Below are 17,860 nucleotides of genomic sequence, written 5' to 3' on the forward strand. Positions count from 1 at the left end.
TCAAGGCCACGCCACATCGTGCTGGCCGAAGGCGAAGACCCGCGCATCATCGATGCGGCGCTGCGTGCCGAACGGGAAGCCATTGCCCGCGTCACACTTCTGGGGTCTGAAAATATCATCGGCAGACAGATCGACGGTTCAAAGATCGCGATCATCGATCCCAAAACATCGGACAGAAGCGCAGATTACGCGCAGAAGCTCTATCGGCTGCGTCAGGCCAAGGGCATGACCGAAGAACAGGCCGAAGCTATGGTGAAGACACCGCTCGGCTTTGCCGCCATGATGGTGCGGGAAGGCGATGCGGATGGAACCGTGGCCGGTGCGGTTGCGACGACAGCCGATGTGGTGCGCCATGCCCTGCAGATCATCGGCAAGGCCGAAGGCGCTTCGCTTGTCTCCAGCTTCTTCCTGATGCTGTTGTGCCAGTCGCATCATCAAAAGAAAGGCGCTTTCGTCTTTGCCGACTGTGGCCTCGTGGTGGAACCGGATTCCGCCCAACTGGCCGATATCGCCATCCAGTCGGCCGATTCATACCGCCAACTGACCGAGAAAGACCCGGCCGTGGCCATGCTGTCCTTCTCCACCGGCGGCAGCGCCGCGCATGAACGCGTATCGAAGGTCGTTCAGGCAACCCGGACGGTGCGGGAGCGCAAACCCGATCTGTGCATTGATGGCGAGTTGCAGTTCGACACCGCTTTCGTGGAGGCGATCAGCCATGCCAAATCACCGGGTTCTCCTTTGAAGGGCAATGCCAATATCTTCGTGTTCCCCAATCTGGAAGCCGCCAATATCGGCTACAAGATTGCCCAGCGCATCGGCGGCGCACAGGCCATCGGCCCCGTGCTCCAGGGCCTCGCCAAACCCGCAAACGACCTCTCCCGCGGCTGCTCCGCCGATGACGTCCTCCACATGATCGCTATTACAGTCAATCAGGTAATGTGAGGGACAATAAGGCGCTACTTGCGGACTGCTACGACTTCAGGAACCGCGCAGCGATGCCATAGAGAAACTGCGGTAGCACCGTAAAGGCATAGGGCGCATAGACCCGTTCCAGCCGCTGATGATACTCGCGTCCCCATGGGCCGATATTTACTACAGGATAAGAAAGCGCCTTTGGATTGGCGCGGTCGATAAACTGAGCGGCGGGCGTGTTGGCCGCGATGACTTCGCTATCCATCGCGTCGGGGATATGACCGAAGAAGCTCATATCCGAAATCCCGGCAAAGATTTCCCTATATCGGATCGTCGTATCGAACTGACGTTCCGCATCCGCACGCGCCTTTTCCAAAGAATCTGCAAAACGCTGTTCTTCAGCCGTTTCAGACCCCATGCGAACATGCGGATAGACGAGACTTCCGAAACCTATAATGACCGTTGGGCCTGTGATACGTGCCTCGGCTACCATGCAATTGACGAGTTCTCGCGTCATGAGGAGTGGGTTGTCGCTACTCGAAAGTTCGGCCTCCATCACGGCAAGCCGTTCCAGCGCCGCATCGCCACCGATACGGCGGACCTCCTCGCGCAGCTCCGCCGTAGTTAGAATTCGTCCCTTGTAATTTATGTCGGCTTCACTGCCGACCAGCTTTGCAAATCGCTCCGCTTCGACATTGAAGTGAGTGATCGCGCGATCCAACGCCTCGCCGACAACCGCCTTGAACCGCTGGAACAACGCGTCGGGCGAAACGGAATGGGTCAGCCAGTTGAAGGCGATCCATGTTCGTTCCGGTGTGGTCACTTCATAGCCGCCACGGAAATCCCGCGCCTCCAGGCAGATCGGAGGCGGCGAAACTTCGCCATCCGCCGTGTCGCAGAGGGTTGCATTGGCTTCCACCGCCCGCATAATTTCGGATGCGATAAGGTGCGCGCTGACACCTTCGAACGGATAGCTCGCATGTGACGGCTGCCCAACGACGAAAGCAAAGGGAAGCTGCTTGCCGATTGTGCCACGATAAATGGCGCGGCCTTCCGCGCCGTTACCTTGATCGCTTGTTGCATCCAGATTGATACCAGCGACGATGTCGAGGCCCCATCGTTCGGCAAGCTCAGGCAAGGCGTCGCGCAGGCTGCGCATTCCCCGCGAACCGCGCTCTTCGTCAGGGGTCGCGAACAGGATCAGATTGCCTTCGCGATCAAGCTGTTGCGAGAAATATTCCAGTGTGGCGATACCCGCTGCTACGCCGCTCTTCATGTCGAGCATGCCGCGTCCTGGGATGTAGTTCCCGCTCTGGAAGTCAGCGAGCGCCTTTTCTTCGTTCGGTGCAAGCGGGCGGCTCGTAAGATCTGCCAGAAGAGCTTCCAGCAAGGCGTCCGGTTCGAAAGCCAGATGCTTCAAATCGCGATAATTGCCCGTTTCCACCACGTCGAAATGTCCGGCCAGCGCCAGGGTTCGCCGCCCGGTACCGCGAACGACCGCGATGACATTCTTCGTCATCGGCGAACCGTGACTGTCGATGACGGCAATGTCGTCTGGATTTTTCTGGAAATAAGGAATCTCACGCAGAAGCTCGGCAAGCTTCGGACCGAAGGATGCCTCATCAGGCGTTCCGGTCTCGCTCGGCCATCGTACCATGCGATAGGAGAGTTCTCGCACCCGTTCCGTCGGGTTCCATTCTTTTGGGGATGTCACGGTCTTTCCTCGCTCAATAATTCCCCGTCTCCGTGCCTTGTTGAAGGCACAGACAGGTTCTCAAAACTGGTTTAAACGTCGACTTACTGGTTGAGATGTTTTTTGAGGAACGCTCTCGTTCGTTCATTTTCCGGATTGCTGAAGATCACGTCCGGCTTGCCTTCCTCAACCACAACGCCCTTGTCCATGAAGAGCACCTTGTCGGAGACTTCAGCGGCAAAGCGCATCTCGTGGGTCACGATCAGCATGGTCATGTGCTCCTGTGCAAGCTGCTTCATGACCTGGTTGACCTCCTCAACCAATTCCGGGTCAAGCGCGGAGGTCGCTTCATCGAACAGCATGACTTTCGGCTGCATGGCAAGTGCACGAGCGATAGCCACGCGCTGTTTCTGTCCGCCCGACAGGCGCGACGGATACATCGAAGCCTTGTCAGCAAGGCCAACCTTCTTCAAAAGTGAAACGGCCAGTTCCTGTGCTTCCTGCCTGCTCTTGCCCTTAAGCTTGATCGGGCCGAGCGTGATATTTTCCATGACATTGAGATGCGGAAACAGATTGAAGTGCTGGAAAACCATGCCCATCTGCTGGCGCACTGCATTGATGTGCCGCTCGAAAGCGCGTCCGCTCAACGACTGGTTGACCTGAACGCCGTCCAGCAGGATTTGGCCTGAATTGACCGTTTCCAGATGGTTGATAGAGCGCAGCAAAGTACTTTTACCGGAACCGGACGGACCGATGATCGCGATGATCTGGCCGCGTCCGACAGACAGGTCGATACCTTTGAGGACTTCGAGTGCGCCATAAGACTTGTGGACGTCCCGCACTTCCACCATGGGGTTACTGTTGCTCATCGGTAAGCCTCGACTTTCTTTTCCATCCAGTGCAATCCGGCTTCCAGGATGAGATTGAGTACGTAGAAGATCACTGCGGCAGTGATGTAGAATTCAAACGGGCTGTAGGTTTCGCTGATCGCCTGTTGCGATGCATGCACGAGCTCGGTAATGCCGATCACCGACACGAGTGCCGTATCCTTCAGCAGGGCGATGAGGTTGTTACCCACCTGTGGCAGCGCGTTACGGACGGCCTGCGGCACGATGATGTAGCGCAGTGTCTGACCACTGCCGAAGCCAAGAGAGCGTGCGCCTTCATTCTGCCCCGGATCGACGGTCTGGATCGCGGTGCGGAAGATGTCAGAATTATAGACCGCAAAATGCAAGCCAAGGCCGATGATACCCGTCCACACAGCCGGTATGTTGATGCCGATCTGCGAGAGACCGTAATAGAGCAGGAACAACTGCAGAAGCAGCGGGGTGCCCATGAAAAGCCAGATGAAAAAGCGAACAGGATAGCGCACCAGCCAATTGCCATAGAGCACGAGCAGGGCGAATGCGATACCGCCGAAGAAGCTGACAATGGACGAGGAGACAGCGATGATAAGCGTCCACCAGACGCCCGTCATCAGAAGTTCGGTATAGGGCGGGACGATGGAAAAATCGAGTTGCATGGGATCACCGCCTATTTGAGTGCGTAGCGGGCTTCGAGGAAATCGACGAAGCGTGCAACAATGTAGATGAGAACCATGTAGATGGCCGCGGCGATGCCGAAGATTTCAAACGGGCGGTAGGTCGAGCCGATGAATCGTTGGGCCGTGTAGGTCAATTCGACCACGGAAATCGCTGAAACCAGAGCCGATCCCTTGATCAGCATGACAGTGTTGACGCCCAGCGAGCGGATCATGAGCCGTGCTGCCTGGGGCAACACCACAAAGCGCATCGACTGTCCGCTGCCAAAGCCGATAGAACGGGCAGCCTCCCTCTGACCGACATCGACCGTCAGAATGGCGCCCCGCATGGCTTCGGCGTAATAAGCGCCGATGTTGAGACCAAGACCGATAGCACCTGCTGCGAACGGTTCGAGATTGATGCCAATTTGCGGTCCACCGAAATAGAGAACAAAAAGCTGCAGCAGGCACGGTGTGCCGCGAAACACGCTGACATAAGCTGTTCCGATGAAACGCAGCGGCCAGAAGCGCGAAAGTTTCGCGGCTGTGGCAAGAGCACCCACGCTCAAACCGATGAGAATGGCAAGCGCCGATATTTCGACGGTAACCAGGGCGGCCTCCAGGAAGTATGGAAAGACCTCCGCCATCAAAGAGAAATTCATTATCTCCCCTTTCCTGTCTGGAAAACCAAGTCGGAAAGCCAAGTTGCCGGGACACTTGTTTTAGCAGTCGTCCCGGCAAGGGGTTTCATACGGTTAGCGGATGTCTCGACCGACCCACTTGGTCGAGATTTTCTCGTAGGTACCGTCAGCTTTCATGTCATCGAGAGCCTTGTTGATCGCATCCTTCAGCTCGGGGTTCCCCTTGCGCAGAGCAATCCCGACATTATCGGTGCCCTTAAGTTCAGGCGTTTCGAGCTGACGAACCTTCTCACCGCTTTCCTTGATGGCAATCAGGATCGGAATGTCGTCCGATGCAATGGCGTCCACGCGTCCCGAACGAAGCTCGAGCAGCAGTTCCGGAATGCCCTTATAGGTACGGACGGTCCAGCCGCCCTGCTCGCGCGCCCACTTGTCACTGGTTTCGCCAAGCGTAACGGCAATGGTCTTGCCCTGCTTCAGTTCGTCCATGGACTTGATTGGCGAAGCTTCCGTCACGAAGATTCCACGGCCACCGCGATAGTATGGGCCTGCGAAATCGACGGCCTTTTCACGTTCCGGCGTAATGCTCATGCTACCCACGACGACATCGAATTTGCCTGCACGCAGTCCGGCAATGATACCGTCGAAAGCGGTGGTCACGACAACCGGCTTCACATCAAGGCGCTTGGCGATTTCAGTGCCGATATCAACGTCGAAGCCGACAACCTGGTTCTGGCCGTCAACAAAGCTGAACGGCGGAAAAACGCCACTCATGCCGATACGCAATTCACCGCTCTGCTTGACCTTTTCGAGGTCACCCGCATGAGCGGGCGCAAGCATCATCAGCGCGCCGACGCCGGCGGCAATGAGCGAAGACAAAAGGGTTTTCATTTCATTTTTCTCCTAAGTGACCGTAACGCGATCACGGGCGATGCCCGTTCCGAGCGCCTGGCGGGACGCATCTTTCCAAATCGTCGACGCCCGACAGGCGGCGACAAATTTCTCGGGAAAACCGATTCGGAACAGGCAAGATCATCGCGTCCTGGTTACCCAAGAGCGGGAGAAAGAAAAGCTCCATCGATCTACCTCCGAAATTCCCCTTGCCGGTTGCGCTGCTGCTTATCCGGCTTGTTTGTTTTCAAGCAGGCTAACGGAGCAAAGGATCAACGAAAACGCCATTTCGGCATAGAAATGTTCAGCAATTTGCGATAAACGCAATTAAACTGACGAAATCGTCAGAACAGTGGTGTATTGATGGATGATCTGGATCAACGATTAATCTCGGAACTGCGCATCAATGCGCGCGCGTCCATCCCGACGCTTGCCAGCATTCTGGGTGTGGCGCGCGGCACGATACACAGCCGGATGGAGCGTCTGATCGCATCGGGTGTCATTGCAGGCTTTACCGTGAGGCTGAAAGATCACGGTTCCACCGACATGATCCGCGGTATCATGATGATCGAACTAACCGGACGAAACATCAAAAGCGTGATCGCGACGTTGCGTAAAAACCCTGGCTTTTCGGCTGTGAACACCACGAATGGAACATGGGACCTGATCGCCGAGATTGAAGTCCCCAACATGAATGAGTTTCACCGGCTGGTGACAGGTATTCGCGCCATGGACGGAATTGCGAAGTCCGAGACGCACATCTTTCTCGGACCCGCTTGAGCAAACGGCGGCTTATTCTGCCGCTTCCGCCACATAACCGAATTGCATGATGGCATCCGGCGCGGCGACACCCGGCAGGATACGACCGTCATCCACCGGCGCACCCATCTGGGTGGTCATCGGAATGACGCCTGCCCAGATCGGCAGGGCATAATCGGCATCATCATCCTTCGGCGGACCAGAACGAACCTTTGCCGAGGCTTCATTCAGTTCCAGTTCCAGAAGCATGGTGGCCTTCAGTTCCTTGGCCATCATTGGGCGCAGCCCTTCCCAACGTCCTGGTAGCAGACCGTTCACGAAACTGCGCAAGTGATGTTCTTTCGTTGCAGCATCCGTCACCTTGCGCGCTGTTCCGAAAGCCATGACCGAGCGATAATTGCAGGAATGATGGAATGCCGAGCGGGCGAGAACCAATCCATCAAGCAGCGTAAAGCTCACGCAAACTTCAGTTTCGTTGCAGCTTTCCAGCATACGGCTGGCGGATGATCCGTGCCAGTAAATGAAATTGCCTTCCCGCCAGACCAGCGTCGGCGTGACATAGGGCGTTCCGTTAAACACATACGCCACGTGCGCCAGAGGCTGCGCATCGATGATTGCGTGAACCGTGGCTGCGTCATAGGCACCGCGCTCATGCATGCGTTTTACGCGGCTGCGTTCGGAAGGGACTGTCGTCATGGCCGATATTTCTCCTTTATGTTCGGCCAGATTGGCGCCATAGTGGCTTTGAGAGAATAGCCACTTTGAATGAATATAATAATGCCAATTTTCAACACGCTTCCAGAGTTAGGGATTGACCGCGCCAGCGATATCCCGCTCACCACCCAGTTGGTCGAGCAGATCAGGCAGGCGGTCCTGGCCGGGCGCCTGAAGCCTGATGCGAGATTGCCGTCCACGCGCGCCTTGTCACTGGAACTGGGCCTCTCCCGCACCACCGTTCTCGCCGCATTCGACCAGTTGATTTCCGAAGGCTATCTAGAGGGAAGGCAAGGCTCCGGCACCCATGTCGCGGCAGAACTTCCAGACACCAGTCTAACGGTCAACCAGCAGCCTGCGCACCGAGCGACAACGCCCCAGCGTTTTCATCGAGAGGAAACCAAACCCTTTCGGCTGGGCGTATTTGATAACGATCATTTTCCGCACAATCAGTGGGGCAAACTGCTCGGGCGTATCTGGCGCGCGCCCTCCCCGGACCTGTTGGACAGTGAGGACATGTTCGGCTTCCATCCCCTGCGGATATCATTGGCCCGCCACCTGCACGAATGGCGTGGTATGATCGTATCACCGGAACAGATCATCATTACCGCAGGTAGTGCCGACGCTTTTTCGCTCATCAGGGAATCCCTGTTCGTGCCTGGCGACAAGCTGTGGATGGAAGAACCGGGTTATCCGCCCGCACGCAAGATACTTGGCGTCAATGGCCTCGACGTCATCCCTATTCCTGTCGATAGAGGAGGCCTTGACGTTTCGGTGGGGCGAGAAAGAGCCTTGGATGCCCGCGCAGCCTTTGTCACACCGGCGCGACATCACCCAACTGGCGTAACGATGACTTTGGGTCGCCGGCTGGAACTTATCACTTGGGCGAGAGAACACGATGCCCTCATCATTGAGGACGACTATGACAGCGAGCACCGTTATGTCGGTCAGCCCCTGCCATCCCTGATGTCACTCGACCCGGAACGCATCCTCTATATCGGAAGCTTCTCCAAAGTCTTCTCACCACTCTTGCGACTGGGTTTTCTGATTATACCGTCGCATATGACTGATCGATTCAGAGCGCTGCGACAAAGTCTGTTCCCCGCGCCATCGCCATTGGCCCAGCCAGCATTGGCAAGTTTTATCGAAACGGGAGCCTTTGCCCAGCATATCAGGCGCATGCGGCGCATACATGCATCGCGGCGGCGGAAGCTGATCGCGGCGCTCGCTCCCGGAGATCCGAAGCTTTTCCGAATTGAAGCCCCTCCTGCCGGGCTTTCATTGCTGCTGGCTTTGCCAGACGGGCAAAGCGATACGCGCCTTGCCACTATTCTCGCAGATGCTGGTATCGAGGTTTATCCGCTATCAACGCTCTATACAAAACTGACGCCACGTCAGGGGCTTATCCTCGGATTCTCAGGATTTGATGAAGCTGCATTGGAGAATTCGGCAACAGCGCTGATAAAAATTCTCGAACAATCGAATTAGAGAGTGTGCATTAGCAATTTCGTAAACTTTGGATTCAGCATTTCCCCGTAAGCTTCGACTGGCAATTAGCTCGGAAAGAGCGTTGCAGCCCACTTGTTTTGCGTTACGGGTGCTCATGCGTTCTTCGGTTGTATCAGTCATTGCCCTTGCCTGCGCCGCTTTGACGGGCTGTACGTCAAGTTCCGGCATCGACAGCATCATGCTCCAGTCGAAGACCTCGGCTGAGACCACGAGTTCGGTCGCTCGCCCGGTCCCGCCCGCTCCCTTGAGCGAAATGGCAAGCGCACCGCAGCCAATGCCGGTATCCCAGCAGGAAGAAGTTTTGGCCTGGGCCGGCCCCATACCTGATGCGGGCCCGTTCAAGGCGGAACCACCTGCGCCCATCACGCCACAGCCACAGCTACAAGAACGACCACAGGCGCGCATCTCGGTTCCAAAGCCCGAAGTCGCAGCCTATCCGCCAGTGCGTCTTGCACCGCAAGAACGGTCGAAAATCTACAGTCATCGTTTCCGTGATGCGAAACCGATCAATTTTGGACGCTCTTCTCCGCGCAAGCTGGCAGTGCACGGCGTAGACGTATCTCGCTGGCAGGGCGATATCGACTGGGTAAAATTGCGCACGCAAGGGGCAAACTTCGCCTATATCAAGGCAACCGATGGTGGTGACCATCTTGATCCTAAGTTCCGCGAGAACTGGCGCGGGGCGAAAGCGGCGGGTATCAAGCGCGGCGCATACCATTTCTTCTACTGGTGTCGCGTAGCAAGCCAGCAGGCTGACTGGTTCATCCGCAACGTTCCGAAGGAAGCCGACGCGCTTCCACCTGTCATCGATGTCGAATGGAACGGCGATTCCTCCTGCAAGAGACGGCCTTCTCCGGCGCAGGTACGGGAAAAAATGCAGGTCTTTATGGACAGGCTGGAGCAGCATTACGGCAAGCGGCCAATCATCTATACCGCACCGGATTTCTACGATGACAATCTGAAAGGCGCCTTCACCAATTATCCATTCTGGCTGCGTGCCGTCGCCCAGCATCCATCCAAGGTCTATCCGGGTCGCCCGTGGACCTTCTGGCAGTATTCAGGATCAGGGCTGTCACAGGGCGTGAATGAAAAAATCGACCTGAATGTCTTCCACGGCTCCGAAGACGATTGGCACAGATGGCTGGCGCGCGCCGCCAGCTAGAGCATTTCCAGCTTAAATTGAATCATTGGAATGATCTAATTCTTTGTTTTTACACGTATCTCATCCGAAAATCGTTTCACATTTTTCGGGATGCGCTCTAATCGCTTGCGGAACTGGCCACCGGCCAGTTTGAGTGTTATGAGGTCATATCAGGGATAACCGAAGCTTTGCCTCGAAACCCGGCATGCAACATCGCCATGCCGGGCCATTTGCTGCCCGCATGGTGTTACCATGAAAGGGAATGGCAAGTATGGACGTTCGGCTATTCGTGTTGGCGCTGGCAACCTTCGTTACTGGCACCGCGGAGAATATCATCGTTGGCATTCTTCCGGGCATCGCCCGCGGTTTGAATGTTTCAGTCAGTGCCGCCGGGCAACTGACTTCTGTTTTCTCGATTACCTTTGCTCTGACTGCACCACTGGCACTCATCCTCACGGCGCGGTTTGAGCGAAAAACCATTCTGATCAGTGCACTGACCGTTTTCATTGCAAGCAATATCATCGCATGCATCAGCCCCAACTATCTCATCCTGTTTGCCGCTCGTATGTGCATGGCTGCTGCAAGCGCAGTCGTCTGTCTGATTGCCACAATGCTGGCAACCGAACTGGTCAGCCCTGCGATGCGCGGACGCGCCATTGGAATCATATTCATGGGCATCAGCGGATCGATGGTGGCAGGCGTTCCAGCAGGAATGATCGTCAACGATTGGCTGGGCTGGCGCACAGTATTCTTCTGTCTGGCATTGATGGCAGCTTTGGCTCTGCTTCTATCATCAGCTTCACTGTCCCAAGCCGGATGCAGTCTGGGCGGTGTACCGCCCTACAAACCTCATCTGAAATCATTCCGGCTGGTGTCAGCGCAACTTGTTTCCATCCTTATGATCGGCGGTCATTTCGCATTATTCGCCTATCTCTCGCCATACCTTCTGGAAGCAGTGCAAATCTCTTCCCAAAACGTTATCTGGGCAATGGTGGCCTTCGGTGTAGCTGGAATGACCGGAGGATATCTGGGAGGGTTGCTTGTTGACAAACTGTCACCGCGGCTGGCTCTCGTGCTGACGCCACTTTTCTATCTGACGGCCCTGGCGGCGATACCGCTCACGACTGGGTCCAGCACTATTTTCGGCGCGGTACTGATGATCTGGGCCTGCATCAGTTGGATGATATCGCCCGTCGTTCAGAGCTTTCTCATCACAACCGATCCAGCAACCGCAGATGCAGGTGTCGGGATCAATCTGTCAGCCATGCACATAGGCGTCGCGCTTGGCACCGCGACAGGTGGGCTTGCACTGCAACGCTTGCCCCTGCAAGCCCTGCCCTGGATCGGGTGTTTTCCAGTCGCGCTTTCGCTGTTGTGCGCTCTCAACGCTTCCCGATATTTTCCAGGTCGTAGGACGTCGATTGATACATCTCGTTGATCCAGTTTCCGAAAAGAAGATGCGCGTGGCTGCGCCAGCGATTTTCCGGCTGGCGCGTCGCGTCGTCACCGGGAAAATAATTCGCCGGAACCTTCGTTTCAGGCTGAGCCTGAATGTCACGGAAATACTCATCCGCAAGCGATGTAGTGTCATATTCCACGTGATTGAACATGTGTAGCGAGCGATGACGGGGGTCATCAAGCAGGCAAAGCCCCGTCTCTGGACTATCGACTAGCACTTTCAGATCACTATTGGCCGGAATGTCGCTTTTGCGCACTTCAGTCCAGCGCGAAACCGGGATCTTGAAATCATCCGAAAACCCGCGAAGGTAGGGCGATGACGGTGCAAGGTTGCGTTGGCTATAGACGCCTGATGCCTTACCCGGCAGTTCGTACTTGCCCATGCCATGGAAATGATGAACAGCGGCTTGCGCGGCCCAGCATATATTCAGAGTCCGGTGTACATGGGTCTGCGTCCAGTTGAAGACACGCTGCATTTCGTCCCAGTAGGTGACTTCCTCAAATTCGAGACGTTCGACCGGAGCCCCTGTGATGACAAAGCCGTCAAATCGCTGGTCCTGCACCTCTTCCCACGGCTGATAGAAGGATAGCATGTGATCAGCAGGCGTGTGGCGTGCCACATGATTGGTGATACGAACAAGGGTCAGCTCGACCTGCAGCGGGGTTGCTCCGAGAAGGCGAGCAATCTGCGTCTCGGTGGTAACCTTGTTGGGCATTAGGTTGAGCAGGCCGATCTTCAGCGGACGAATATCCTGACGAACGGCATCTGCTTCGCGCATGACCATAACGCCCTCGGCCTGGAGAACACTGGTTGCTGGCAGATCATCAGGAATTTTAATCGGCATGTCGCGTCGGTCCCTAGTTTATGCTGGAGATGACGCGAGTGGCTTTATCCGTATATTTGCCGGTTTGGCCACATCCTCTCTTTACAGAGAGTACCACCTTGCCCGGAGAGGCAGGTTGGCGTTGGGCGTCTCCCCAACTCTTGATGTGATGTCACTTCTACTCAAACTCTTTCAGAGTGGCAATAGGGTTTGAGTGTCACCTTAAAGTGTATGAGAAACTTCCGCTTCGCGAACCAAACGGTTCGTGGATTTTACACTCACAGACACCCTGAATTTGGAATAAACGCCCTTTTTAAATGCTTTCGATTGCGACTTTCAAAGCGCTTACGCGCTGGGCCGATGTCCGAAATGACTGTTCGACAGCAAAACCGAAGGCGATAGCGCGAAAATCCTTCTCTTCGAGCGGGACGCGGCACGAAGCATGAACTTCTGTCGCGCCAGTCGCTTCAATTATTCGGCCCACATTCTCAGCGTTGACACCGCTGCCGGGCATGATGCTGATGCGCCCGCGAGCAATTCCAGTCAGCCGCTGCAAATTATCCAGCCCCTCTTCCGCAGTTTGTGACAGGCCGGACGTCAGGATGCGCTCGCAACCAAGTGCAATTGCCTGCTGTAGTGCAACCGTCATATCTGGAACCAGATCGAAAGCGCGGTGAAGCGTCGTTCCAAGACCTTTTGCCTCCGCAAGCAGTCTTTCCAGCATAGTAACATCCAGTGAACCATCATTCAGCGAAGCGCCGACAACGACACCAGTCAAACCAGCACTTCTGGCGTTGCCTATGTCGGACACCATTACGGCCTCATCTTCAGTCGAAAAGCGGAAGTTGCCCGCGCGCGGTCTGATCATTGCGTAAACTGGGATCGGTGCTTTCGAGGCAAGCTCCATCAAAGTCTGTGAGGGCGTCAATCCACCCAGTTCAAGCGCAGAACAGAGCTCGATGCGATCTGCACCGCCTTCGATTGCCAACCGCAACCCTTCAGCGCTATCTACGCAGACTTCAAGTAACATACTCACGTCTGATGCCCCAATATCGCTGCCCCCACCAAACCGCCATCGCTGCCGAATATACCTGGAACGACTAACGGCCTGTCAGTTTTTCGCAGAATTCTGGCTCTCACCGCCGTGTCAAGCGCCGAAACCAACTCCGAAGCGGTAGCAAGCCCGCCGCCTACCGGAATGATCGACGTACCGGTTACGTTGACGACTGCGGCGAGCGGATCGGCCACCAGTTGAAGATAGGCGGCAATTGTCCGTCTTGCCTCCTGACGACCTTCCAGCCATTCCCGCAGGACTCTATGGCTGCTCGCTTCGATACCATTCAGAAACTGGTGTAGTCTCTCGATCCCGCGTGCGCCACCAATCGTATCGACACAACCACTTTGCCCGCAACCACAACTGAAGCGTGGGACCAGCACAGTTTGTCCGTCGATTTCTACACAGGTGTTGAGGATCGGGCCGTGCCCCCATTCGCCGGTCAAGCCGCCTTTACCACGAACCAACCGACCATCGACAACAAGCCCGCCGCCAACACCAGTACCCAACACTATGCAGAAAACAATCTCATGTCCTTTTCCAGCACCTTCGATTGCCTCGGCGAGGGCCAGACAATCGGCATCGTTGGCGGCGATCACCTGTCGCTGCAATCGCTCGCCGAGTTCGAAGCTTAGCCTGTGATCGGTGATGCAAGGGATATTGGCAGAGAAAGCGGTACTTGTATCCGGATCAACCAATCCGGCAATGGAAAGCGCTAGTGGCCCTTCGTCGTTCGATGCATGAATACGAAGCGCTGTTTCCAATGCGCCCCCGAATTCTTCCCAACTGTTTGCTGATGTCGGCAGTTTTTCAAGAAGCTCGATACTTCCTGGATGTGTTGAACGCGCCAGCCGGATGAAGGATCCGCCAACATCTGCGGCGAACACAGTTCCAGCCCGTTGAGACTGACGCATCCTTCTGTCGTGCATGATCAATCTTCCGCCGATACGTTTCGATGTTCCATTCAATCATCGCAAATGTATCGGCAGTCAATCGCGCAGCGCAATCTATTCTACGGTTTCGGCGCTACAAGCGAGATGTTCACGCCTTGCGGGTCCTTGCATTGAACAACCCATTCGCCATTCGGCACTTCCATCGGCTCTTGCAAGACCGCTCCGCCCAGAGACTTGACCTTGCTGGCAGCATCTTTGACGCCATTGACCATGAAGTAGAAACCCCAACCTACATGGGTACCGGGAGGTGCGGTCATGATGCCGCCGTGATCGGCGCCATCGACACTAAACACCTTGTAGTTTCCCATGGGCCCCATGTCGAAGTCGCGTGAGAGCTTCCAGCCAAATACTTTCTCGTAGAAGGGAAATACCGTCTCGCAATTCTGGGCGTATAGTTCATGCCAGCCCGGATGTCCCGGTTTACGCGAACCAAAGTCGGCCGGTGGCGGCATGTCGTCCTTCGGCTCAAAGAGTGCAAAGACGCCACCTTGTGGGTCCGAAACAATCGCGAACCGTCCGATGTCCGGAATATCCTGCGCGGCCCTTAAAACCTTGCCGCCTTCTGCCTCGACTTTCCGGGAATATTCATCGGCATTTGTCACACCGACATAACCGATCCAGCCGGGTTCACCTCCACAATCCTCTTTTGGCATATCCGCCATCGACATCATGCCGGCGATCATGCATCCGGGCACTTCGAACAGTGTATACTTCATGCCGGGGACTCCGGCATCTCTCGCTGTCCAGCCGACAACTTTCGTATAAAAGTCCTGCGCGTTATCAGCGTCTGTCGTCATAAGTTCGTACCAGACGAACGGAGAAGAACCGTTTTTCATTGAATGTACTCCCTTGGATTTTGTTTCGCGTTCGAACGATCAGCCGCAGCAGCTATGTTTGGAAGCCTGCGCCTCATATTCATCGTGCCGCTTGACGAAATGCATCGTGCCATTTTCATTCCGCCCCTTGGGCGCGCGGTCGAGGATCATCAGAGTGCCGATCCATTCTTCAATGCCGCGTGCATAGCTGGAATAGGTATGATAGATCGCGCCGTTTTCATCCTTGTAAAAAGCGCTCATGCCGGGCAGCTCATCGAAAGCATCTTCTGCCGCCAGCTTTTCGAAGTTGTAGAAAACACGATTGTTCTCGAGTTCATCCTTCGTAAAGGAGACGTGGTAATCGAAATTGAAGTCGCTGCCTTCTGACGAAACCCAGGGGAAGTGCCAACCCATCCGCTTCTTGTAAGCTTCCAGCTTTGCCAGCGGTCCGCGCGAAACGGCGGCGAGCGTGACGTCGTGATTATTGAGATGTGTCACGGCGCCATCAAGATTATCGGCCAGGAACGAACATCCTGTGCAACCTTGATCCCAGTCGGGTCCGAACATGAAATGATAGATCAGCAACTGGCTGCGCCCGTCGAACAGGTCAGAAAGTGTTTTCCGTCCCGAAGGCGTATCGAATGTATAGTCTTTATCAACCTTCACCCACGGCAGAGCCTGCCGCTCACGATTGACCTTGTCGCGCAGATGGGTGGCTTCTTTCTCGCTTGCCAGAAGCGCGCGCCGCGCCTCAAGCCAGACTTCTCGGGATACGACCTCATTCATGGTGCAAGCCCTCCTCCGGCTTTTGCCCCGTGTCCATGCCCAGATAACAATCTTCCCGCTTGACGATTTACATTGATATCAATATTAATAATGCATGTCAAATAGCCTCGATGTACCTTTTGAAACAACACTTCTGGTTCGGGACACCTGCCTTTGTTTGCATGTTCAGCGCGCCGCACGCGCTCTCGCCCGACGTTTTGACGATGCCCTGCGTCCGGTTGGGCTGACCAATGGGCAATTCTCATTGATGATGTCGCTTAATCGCCCGACGCCACCGCCGATGAAGCCGGTTGCCGAACTCCTGGCCATGGATCAGACGACTTTGACTGCAGCCTTGAAGCCATTGCAGCGGCAGGGCTGGGTGGAGATCGTCGTAAACCCGAACGACAGACGCGAGCGTTTATTGCAGCTCACATCTGAGGGAAAGACTGCTCTTGCTGCAGCCGTGCCTATATGGAAGACCACGCATGCCGATATCGAGAAACAGCTCGCAAGCGGCACTGGTGACGACGTTCGCCGGGATTTGCTGGTTCTGTCCTCAGTCTGATTGCAGAAGGGGCGCTGATTGCGCCCCTGCCCTGACCACTTATTTCTTTTTCTTAGGCTCGAATTCCTTATTGTAAACCTCTTCCGCCATACGCCGGAGCGAACGTCCGATCGCGGCATATTCATATTCATTGAGGTTGGCCAGCGAGATGCGGCCTGCAGGCTGCAAGGTGCCGAAGCCTGTGCCCGGCAGCATAACAATGCCGGTTTCATCCGCTATGCGGAAAAGCAGCTCGGTCGGAGAGATATTCTTCTTTACCCATGTGGCAAAGTCATCGCCATACAGACGGCGGACAATATCTTCCAAGTCGAGCAAGGTATAGTAGTCGACCTCGTTCTCACCGGACTGAGGCGCCAACCCCAGTTCGCGATAAAGCGCTGCTTCGCGATGGCGGATCAGCTTTTTAAGCTCGGCTTTGTAGGAATCTTTTTCGTCCATAAGGCCAAACAACGAGAACAGCACCATCTGGACTTGCTGAGGCGTTGACAGACCTGCCGTATGGTTTAGCGCAACTGTACGACTATCCGCGACGAGCCTGTCAATGAACTTCAGCTTCGATACATCCGGCGTCAATGAGGAATAGCGCTCGTTCATTTCCTTCTTTGCCGATGACGGAAGATTCTTCAGTTTCTCATCCAGAACATTATCTTTCTGCATTGCAATGACACCCAGACGCCAGCCCGTTGCACCGAAATACTTCGAGAATGAATAGACCAGCATCGTATTATAGGGACAGATCGCGAAGAGCGATTTGAAGTTGTCCGCAAAAGTGCCGTAGACGTCATCGGTCAGGATCATGAGATCGGGGCGCTTTTCCTTTACGATCCTGGCGATCTGCTCAAGGCCACGTTGATCCATCTTGACCGAAGGTGGGTTGCTCGGATTGATCAAGAAGAAGACCTTGACCGACTTGTCGAGCAGCTTGTTCAGCTCTGCTTCCGGATATTGCCAACCCTGATGCGGGTCGGCATTGATGTGCACTTCCTTCAACCGATAATTGTTCAGTTCCGGTATTTCGATGTAAGGCGTGAAAGCGGGCATGCCGATGGCAACGGTATCGCCTTCATCGAGAATCTTGTTCTGCTTCAGCGTGTCGAAAATATAGGTCATGGCGGCAGTTCCGCCTTCTACCGCAAAAACATCGAGTTGATCGGAACTCATGTAACCGCCGATCATCTCGCGCACGAGATAATGCTTCACGATCTCCTCGCTGATCTTCAGCATGCGCGGCGGAACCGGATAGTTACATCCAAGAATACCTTCCACCATTTCGTGCAGGTATTCCGAAGGGCAAAGGCCAAGCTGATCACGAACATAAGACAGAGCCCGCCCGAGAAATTTTACTCCCGGCTGATCGCCATTATCGGAAAGAAAACGCTGGAATCGCCCTTCTATTCCTTCGACTTTCGGCAAACCGCCGACGCTTGTCGACATATAAGAGTATGAAAGTTCCGCTTCGGCGACGGCAAAAAGCCCCAGCCGCAGAAAGGCGCGACGCGGTAGGGTCGCAAGGAAATTCGGATTTCCGCGACCGGCGTTCAGCATGGTCAGGTCAGCCTTGCTGGACGCCAACTGGATCAGTGCATCCTTAAGTTCGAACGGGCTGAGCTTTGCATATTTGCTATAATCAGTCTTCACCATGAT

At 55.2% G+C, this 17,860-nt stretch carries 18 protein-coding genes and 1 riboswitch; of the genes, 6 read left to right on the plus strand and 12 right to left on the minus strand.

Features of this window, described 5'->3' with window-relative positions:
- Positions 1–942 (plus strand): phosphate acetyltransferase (gene pta, locus ACYSN1_RS15935; RefSeq protein WP_461726581.1); only part of this gene is annotated, 942 nt, incomplete at its 5' end.
- Between the two features lie 28 nt (positions 943–970).
- On the opposite strand, the gene ACYSN1_RS15940 is transcribed toward pta, so the two are convergent.
- The 5 genes from ACYSN1_RS15940 to ACYSN1_RS15960 form a co-directional block, all read right to left on the minus strand.
- A complete protein-coding gene (locus tag ACYSN1_RS15940; protein ID WP_461726634.1) occupies positions 971–2,569 on the minus strand; it encodes a M20/M25/M40 family metallo-hydrolase in 1,599 nt (532 codons plus the stop codon).
- Between the two features lie 140 nt (positions 2,570–2,709).
- Entirely contained in the window at positions 2,710–3,474 is a 765-nt protein-coding gene (locus ACYSN1_RS15945; protein ID WP_461726582.1) for an amino acid ABC transporter ATP-binding protein, read from the minus strand.
- Positions 3,471–4,127, minus strand: a complete 657-nt coding sequence (locus ACYSN1_RS15950) for an amino acid ABC transporter permease (RefSeq protein ID WP_461726583.1) — start codon at positions 4,125–4,127, stop codon at positions 3,471–3,473. Before ACYSN1_RS15950 ends, ACYSN1_RS15945 begins: the two co-directional genes overlap by 4 nt.
- Positions 4,128–4,138: 11 nt before the next feature.
- A complete protein-coding gene (locus ACYSN1_RS15955; RefSeq protein WP_176036183.1) occupies positions 4,139–4,786 on the minus strand; it encodes an amino acid ABC transporter permease in 648 nt (215 codons plus the stop codon).
- A gap of 93 nt (positions 4,787–4,879) precedes the next feature.
- Positions 4,880–5,656, minus strand: a complete 777-nt coding sequence (locus ACYSN1_RS15960) for an ABC transporter substrate-binding protein (RefSeq protein ID WP_461726584.1) — start codon at positions 5,654–5,656, stop codon at positions 4,880–4,882.
- A gap of 363 nt (positions 5,657–6,019) precedes the next feature.
- Here ACYSN1_RS15960 and ACYSN1_RS15965 point away from each other — a divergent pair, with 363 nt between their 5' ends.
- Positions 6,020–6,436 (plus strand): Lrp/AsnC family transcriptional regulator, encoded by a 417-nt coding sequence (locus ACYSN1_RS15965; RefSeq protein ID WP_461726585.1) that lies wholly within the window; start codon positions 6,020–6,022, stop codon positions 6,434–6,436.
- A 12-nt stretch (positions 6,437–6,448) separates the two neighbouring features.
- Here ACYSN1_RS15965 and ACYSN1_RS15970 read toward each other — a convergent pair whose 3' ends face one another.
- Entirely contained in the window at positions 6,449–7,111 is a 663-nt protein-coding gene (locus tag ACYSN1_RS15970; RefSeq protein ID WP_461726586.1) for a pyridoxamine 5'-phosphate oxidase family protein, read from the minus strand.
- An 81-nt stretch (positions 7,112–7,192) separates the two neighbouring features.
- On the opposite strand from ACYSN1_RS15970, the gene pdxR reads away from it, so the two are divergent.
- The 3 genes from pdxR (at position 7,193) to ACYSN1_RS15985 (ending at position 11,217) form a co-directional block, all read left to right on the plus strand.
- Positions 7,193–8,617 (plus strand): MocR-like pyridoxine biosynthesis transcription factor PdxR, encoded by a 1,425-nt coding sequence (gene pdxR / locus ACYSN1_RS15975; RefSeq protein ID WP_461726587.1) that lies wholly within the window; start codon positions 7,193–7,195, stop codon positions 8,615–8,617.
- A gap of 115 nt (positions 8,618–8,732) precedes the next feature.
- Positions 8,733–9,800 carry a glycoside hydrolase family 25 protein gene (locus ACYSN1_RS15980; RefSeq protein ID WP_461726588.1) on the plus strand — a complete coding sequence of 356 codons (1,068 nt, stop codon included), beginning with the start codon at positions 8,733–8,735 and terminating at the stop codon, positions 9,798–9,800.
- A 250-nt stretch (positions 9,801–10,050) separates the two neighbouring features.
- Positions 10,051–11,217 carry an MFS transporter gene (locus ACYSN1_RS15985; protein WP_461726589.1) on the plus strand — a complete coding sequence of 389 codons (1,167 nt, stop codon included), beginning with the start codon at positions 10,051–10,053 and terminating at the stop codon, positions 11,215–11,217.
- Here the strand turns inward: ACYSN1_RS15985 and ACYSN1_RS15990 are convergent.
- The 5 genes from ACYSN1_RS15990 to ACYSN1_RS16010 form a co-directional block, all read right to left on the minus strand.
- Entirely contained in the window at positions 11,162–12,082 is a 921-nt protein-coding gene (locus ACYSN1_RS15990) for a homoserine O-succinyltransferase (RefSeq protein WP_461726590.1), read from the minus strand. The two genes, ACYSN1_RS15985 and ACYSN1_RS15990, sit on opposite strands and share 56 nt — an antisense overlap.
- Positions 12,083–12,124: 42 nt before the next feature.
- Positions 12,125–12,234: riboswitch (SAM-I-IV-variant riboswitch) on the minus strand.
- Between the two features lie 140 nt (positions 12,235–12,374).
- Entirely contained in the window at positions 12,375–13,097 is a 723-nt protein-coding gene (locus tag ACYSN1_RS15995; RefSeq protein ID WP_461726591.1) for a copper homeostasis protein CutC, read from the minus strand.
- Positions 13,094–14,044 carry an ROK family protein gene (locus ACYSN1_RS16000; RefSeq protein ID WP_461726592.1) on the minus strand — a complete coding sequence of 317 codons (951 nt, stop codon included), beginning with the start codon at positions 14,042–14,044 and terminating at the stop codon, positions 13,094–13,096. Before ACYSN1_RS16000 ends, ACYSN1_RS15995 begins: the two co-directional genes overlap by 4 nt.
- 83 nt (positions 14,045–14,127) lie before the next feature.
- Complete coding sequence (locus ACYSN1_RS16005) at positions 14,128–14,904, minus strand: VOC family protein (RefSeq protein ID WP_461726593.1); 777 nt, start codon at positions 14,902–14,904, stop codon at positions 14,128–14,130.
- Positions 14,905–14,943: 39 nt separating this feature from the next.
- Positions 14,944–15,669 (minus strand): DUF899 domain-containing protein, encoded by a 726-nt coding sequence (locus tag ACYSN1_RS16010; RefSeq protein ID WP_461726594.1) that lies wholly within the window; start codon positions 15,667–15,669, stop codon positions 14,944–14,946.
- A gap of 94 nt (positions 15,670–15,763) precedes the next feature.
- Between ACYSN1_RS16010 and ACYSN1_RS16015 the strand changes: the two genes are divergently transcribed.
- A complete protein-coding gene (locus tag ACYSN1_RS16015; protein WP_461726595.1) occupies positions 15,764–16,216 on the plus strand; it encodes a MarR family winged helix-turn-helix transcriptional regulator in 453 nt (150 codons plus the stop codon).
- A gap of 39 nt (positions 16,217–16,255) precedes the next feature.
- Here ACYSN1_RS16015 and ACYSN1_RS16020 read toward each other — a convergent pair whose 3' ends face one another.
- A complete protein-coding gene (locus ACYSN1_RS16020; protein ID WP_461726596.1) occupies positions 16,256–17,857 on the minus strand; it encodes a bifunctional aspartate transaminase/aspartate 4-decarboxylase in 1,602 nt (533 codons plus the stop codon).
- Positions 17,858–17,860 lie beyond the last annotated feature (3 nt).

Source organism: Brucella sp. LJL56 (genome assembly GCF_054871705.1).

Bases quoted from the DNA above. Each gene is read 5' to 3' on its own strand.
- ACYSN1_RS15940 (WP_461726634.1), bottom strand. From the start codon at position 2,569: ATGGTACGATGGCCGAGCGAGACCGGAACGCCTGATGAGGCATCCTTC.
- ACYSN1_RS15945 (WP_461726582.1), bottom strand. From the start codon at position 3,474: ATGAGCAACAGTAACCCCATGGTGGAAGTGCGGGACGTCCACAAGTCT.
- ACYSN1_RS15950 (WP_461726583.1), bottom strand. From the start codon at position 4,127: ATGCAACTCGATTTTTCCATCGTCCCGCCCTATACCGAACTTCTGATG.
- ACYSN1_RS15955 (WP_176036183.1), bottom strand. From the start codon at position 4,786: ATGAATTTCTCTTTGATGGCGGAGGTCTTTCCATACTTCCTGGAGGCC.
- ACYSN1_RS15960 (WP_461726584.1), bottom strand. From the start codon at position 5,656: ATGAAAACCCTTTTGTCTTCGCTCATTGCCGCCGGCGTCGGCGCGCTG.
- ACYSN1_RS15965 (WP_461726585.1), top strand. From the start codon at position 6,020: ATGGATGATCTGGATCAACGATTAATCTCGGAACTGCGCATCAATGCG.
- ACYSN1_RS15970 (WP_461726586.1), bottom strand. From the start codon at position 7,111: ATGACGACAGTCCCTTCCGAACGCAGCCGCGTAAAACGCATGCATGAG.
- pdxR (WP_461726587.1), top strand. From the start codon at position 7,193: ATGCCAATTTTCAACACGCTTCCAGAGTTAGGGATTGACCGCGCCAGC.
- ACYSN1_RS15980 (WP_461726588.1), top strand. From the start codon at position 8,733: ATGCGTTCTTCGGTTGTATCAGTCATTGCCCTTGCCTGCGCCGCTTTG.
- ACYSN1_RS15985 (WP_461726589.1), top strand. From the start codon at position 10,051: ATGGACGTTCGGCTATTCGTGTTGGCGCTGGCAACCTTCGTTACTGGC.
- ACYSN1_RS15990 (WP_461726590.1), bottom strand. From the start codon at position 12,082: ATGCCGATTAAAATTCCTGATGATCTGCCAGCAACCAGTGTTCTCCAG.
- ACYSN1_RS16000 (WP_461726592.1), bottom strand. From the start codon at position 14,044: ATGCACGACAGAAGGATGCGTCAGTCTCAACGGGCTGGAACTGTGTTC.
- ACYSN1_RS16005 (WP_461726593.1), bottom strand. From the start codon at position 14,904: ATGAAAAACGGTTCTTCTCCGTTCGTCTGGTACGAACTTATGACGACA.
- ACYSN1_RS16010 (WP_461726594.1), bottom strand. From the start codon at position 15,669: ATGAATGAGGTCGTATCCCGAGAAGTCTGGCTTGAGGCGCGGCGCGCG.
- ACYSN1_RS16015 (WP_461726595.1), top strand. From the start codon at position 15,764: ATGTCAAATAGCCTCGATGTACCTTTTGAAACAACACTTCTGGTTCGG.
- ACYSN1_RS16020 (WP_461726596.1), bottom strand. From the start codon at position 17,857: ATGGTGAAGACTGATTATAGCAAATATGCAAAGCTCAGCCCGTTCGAA.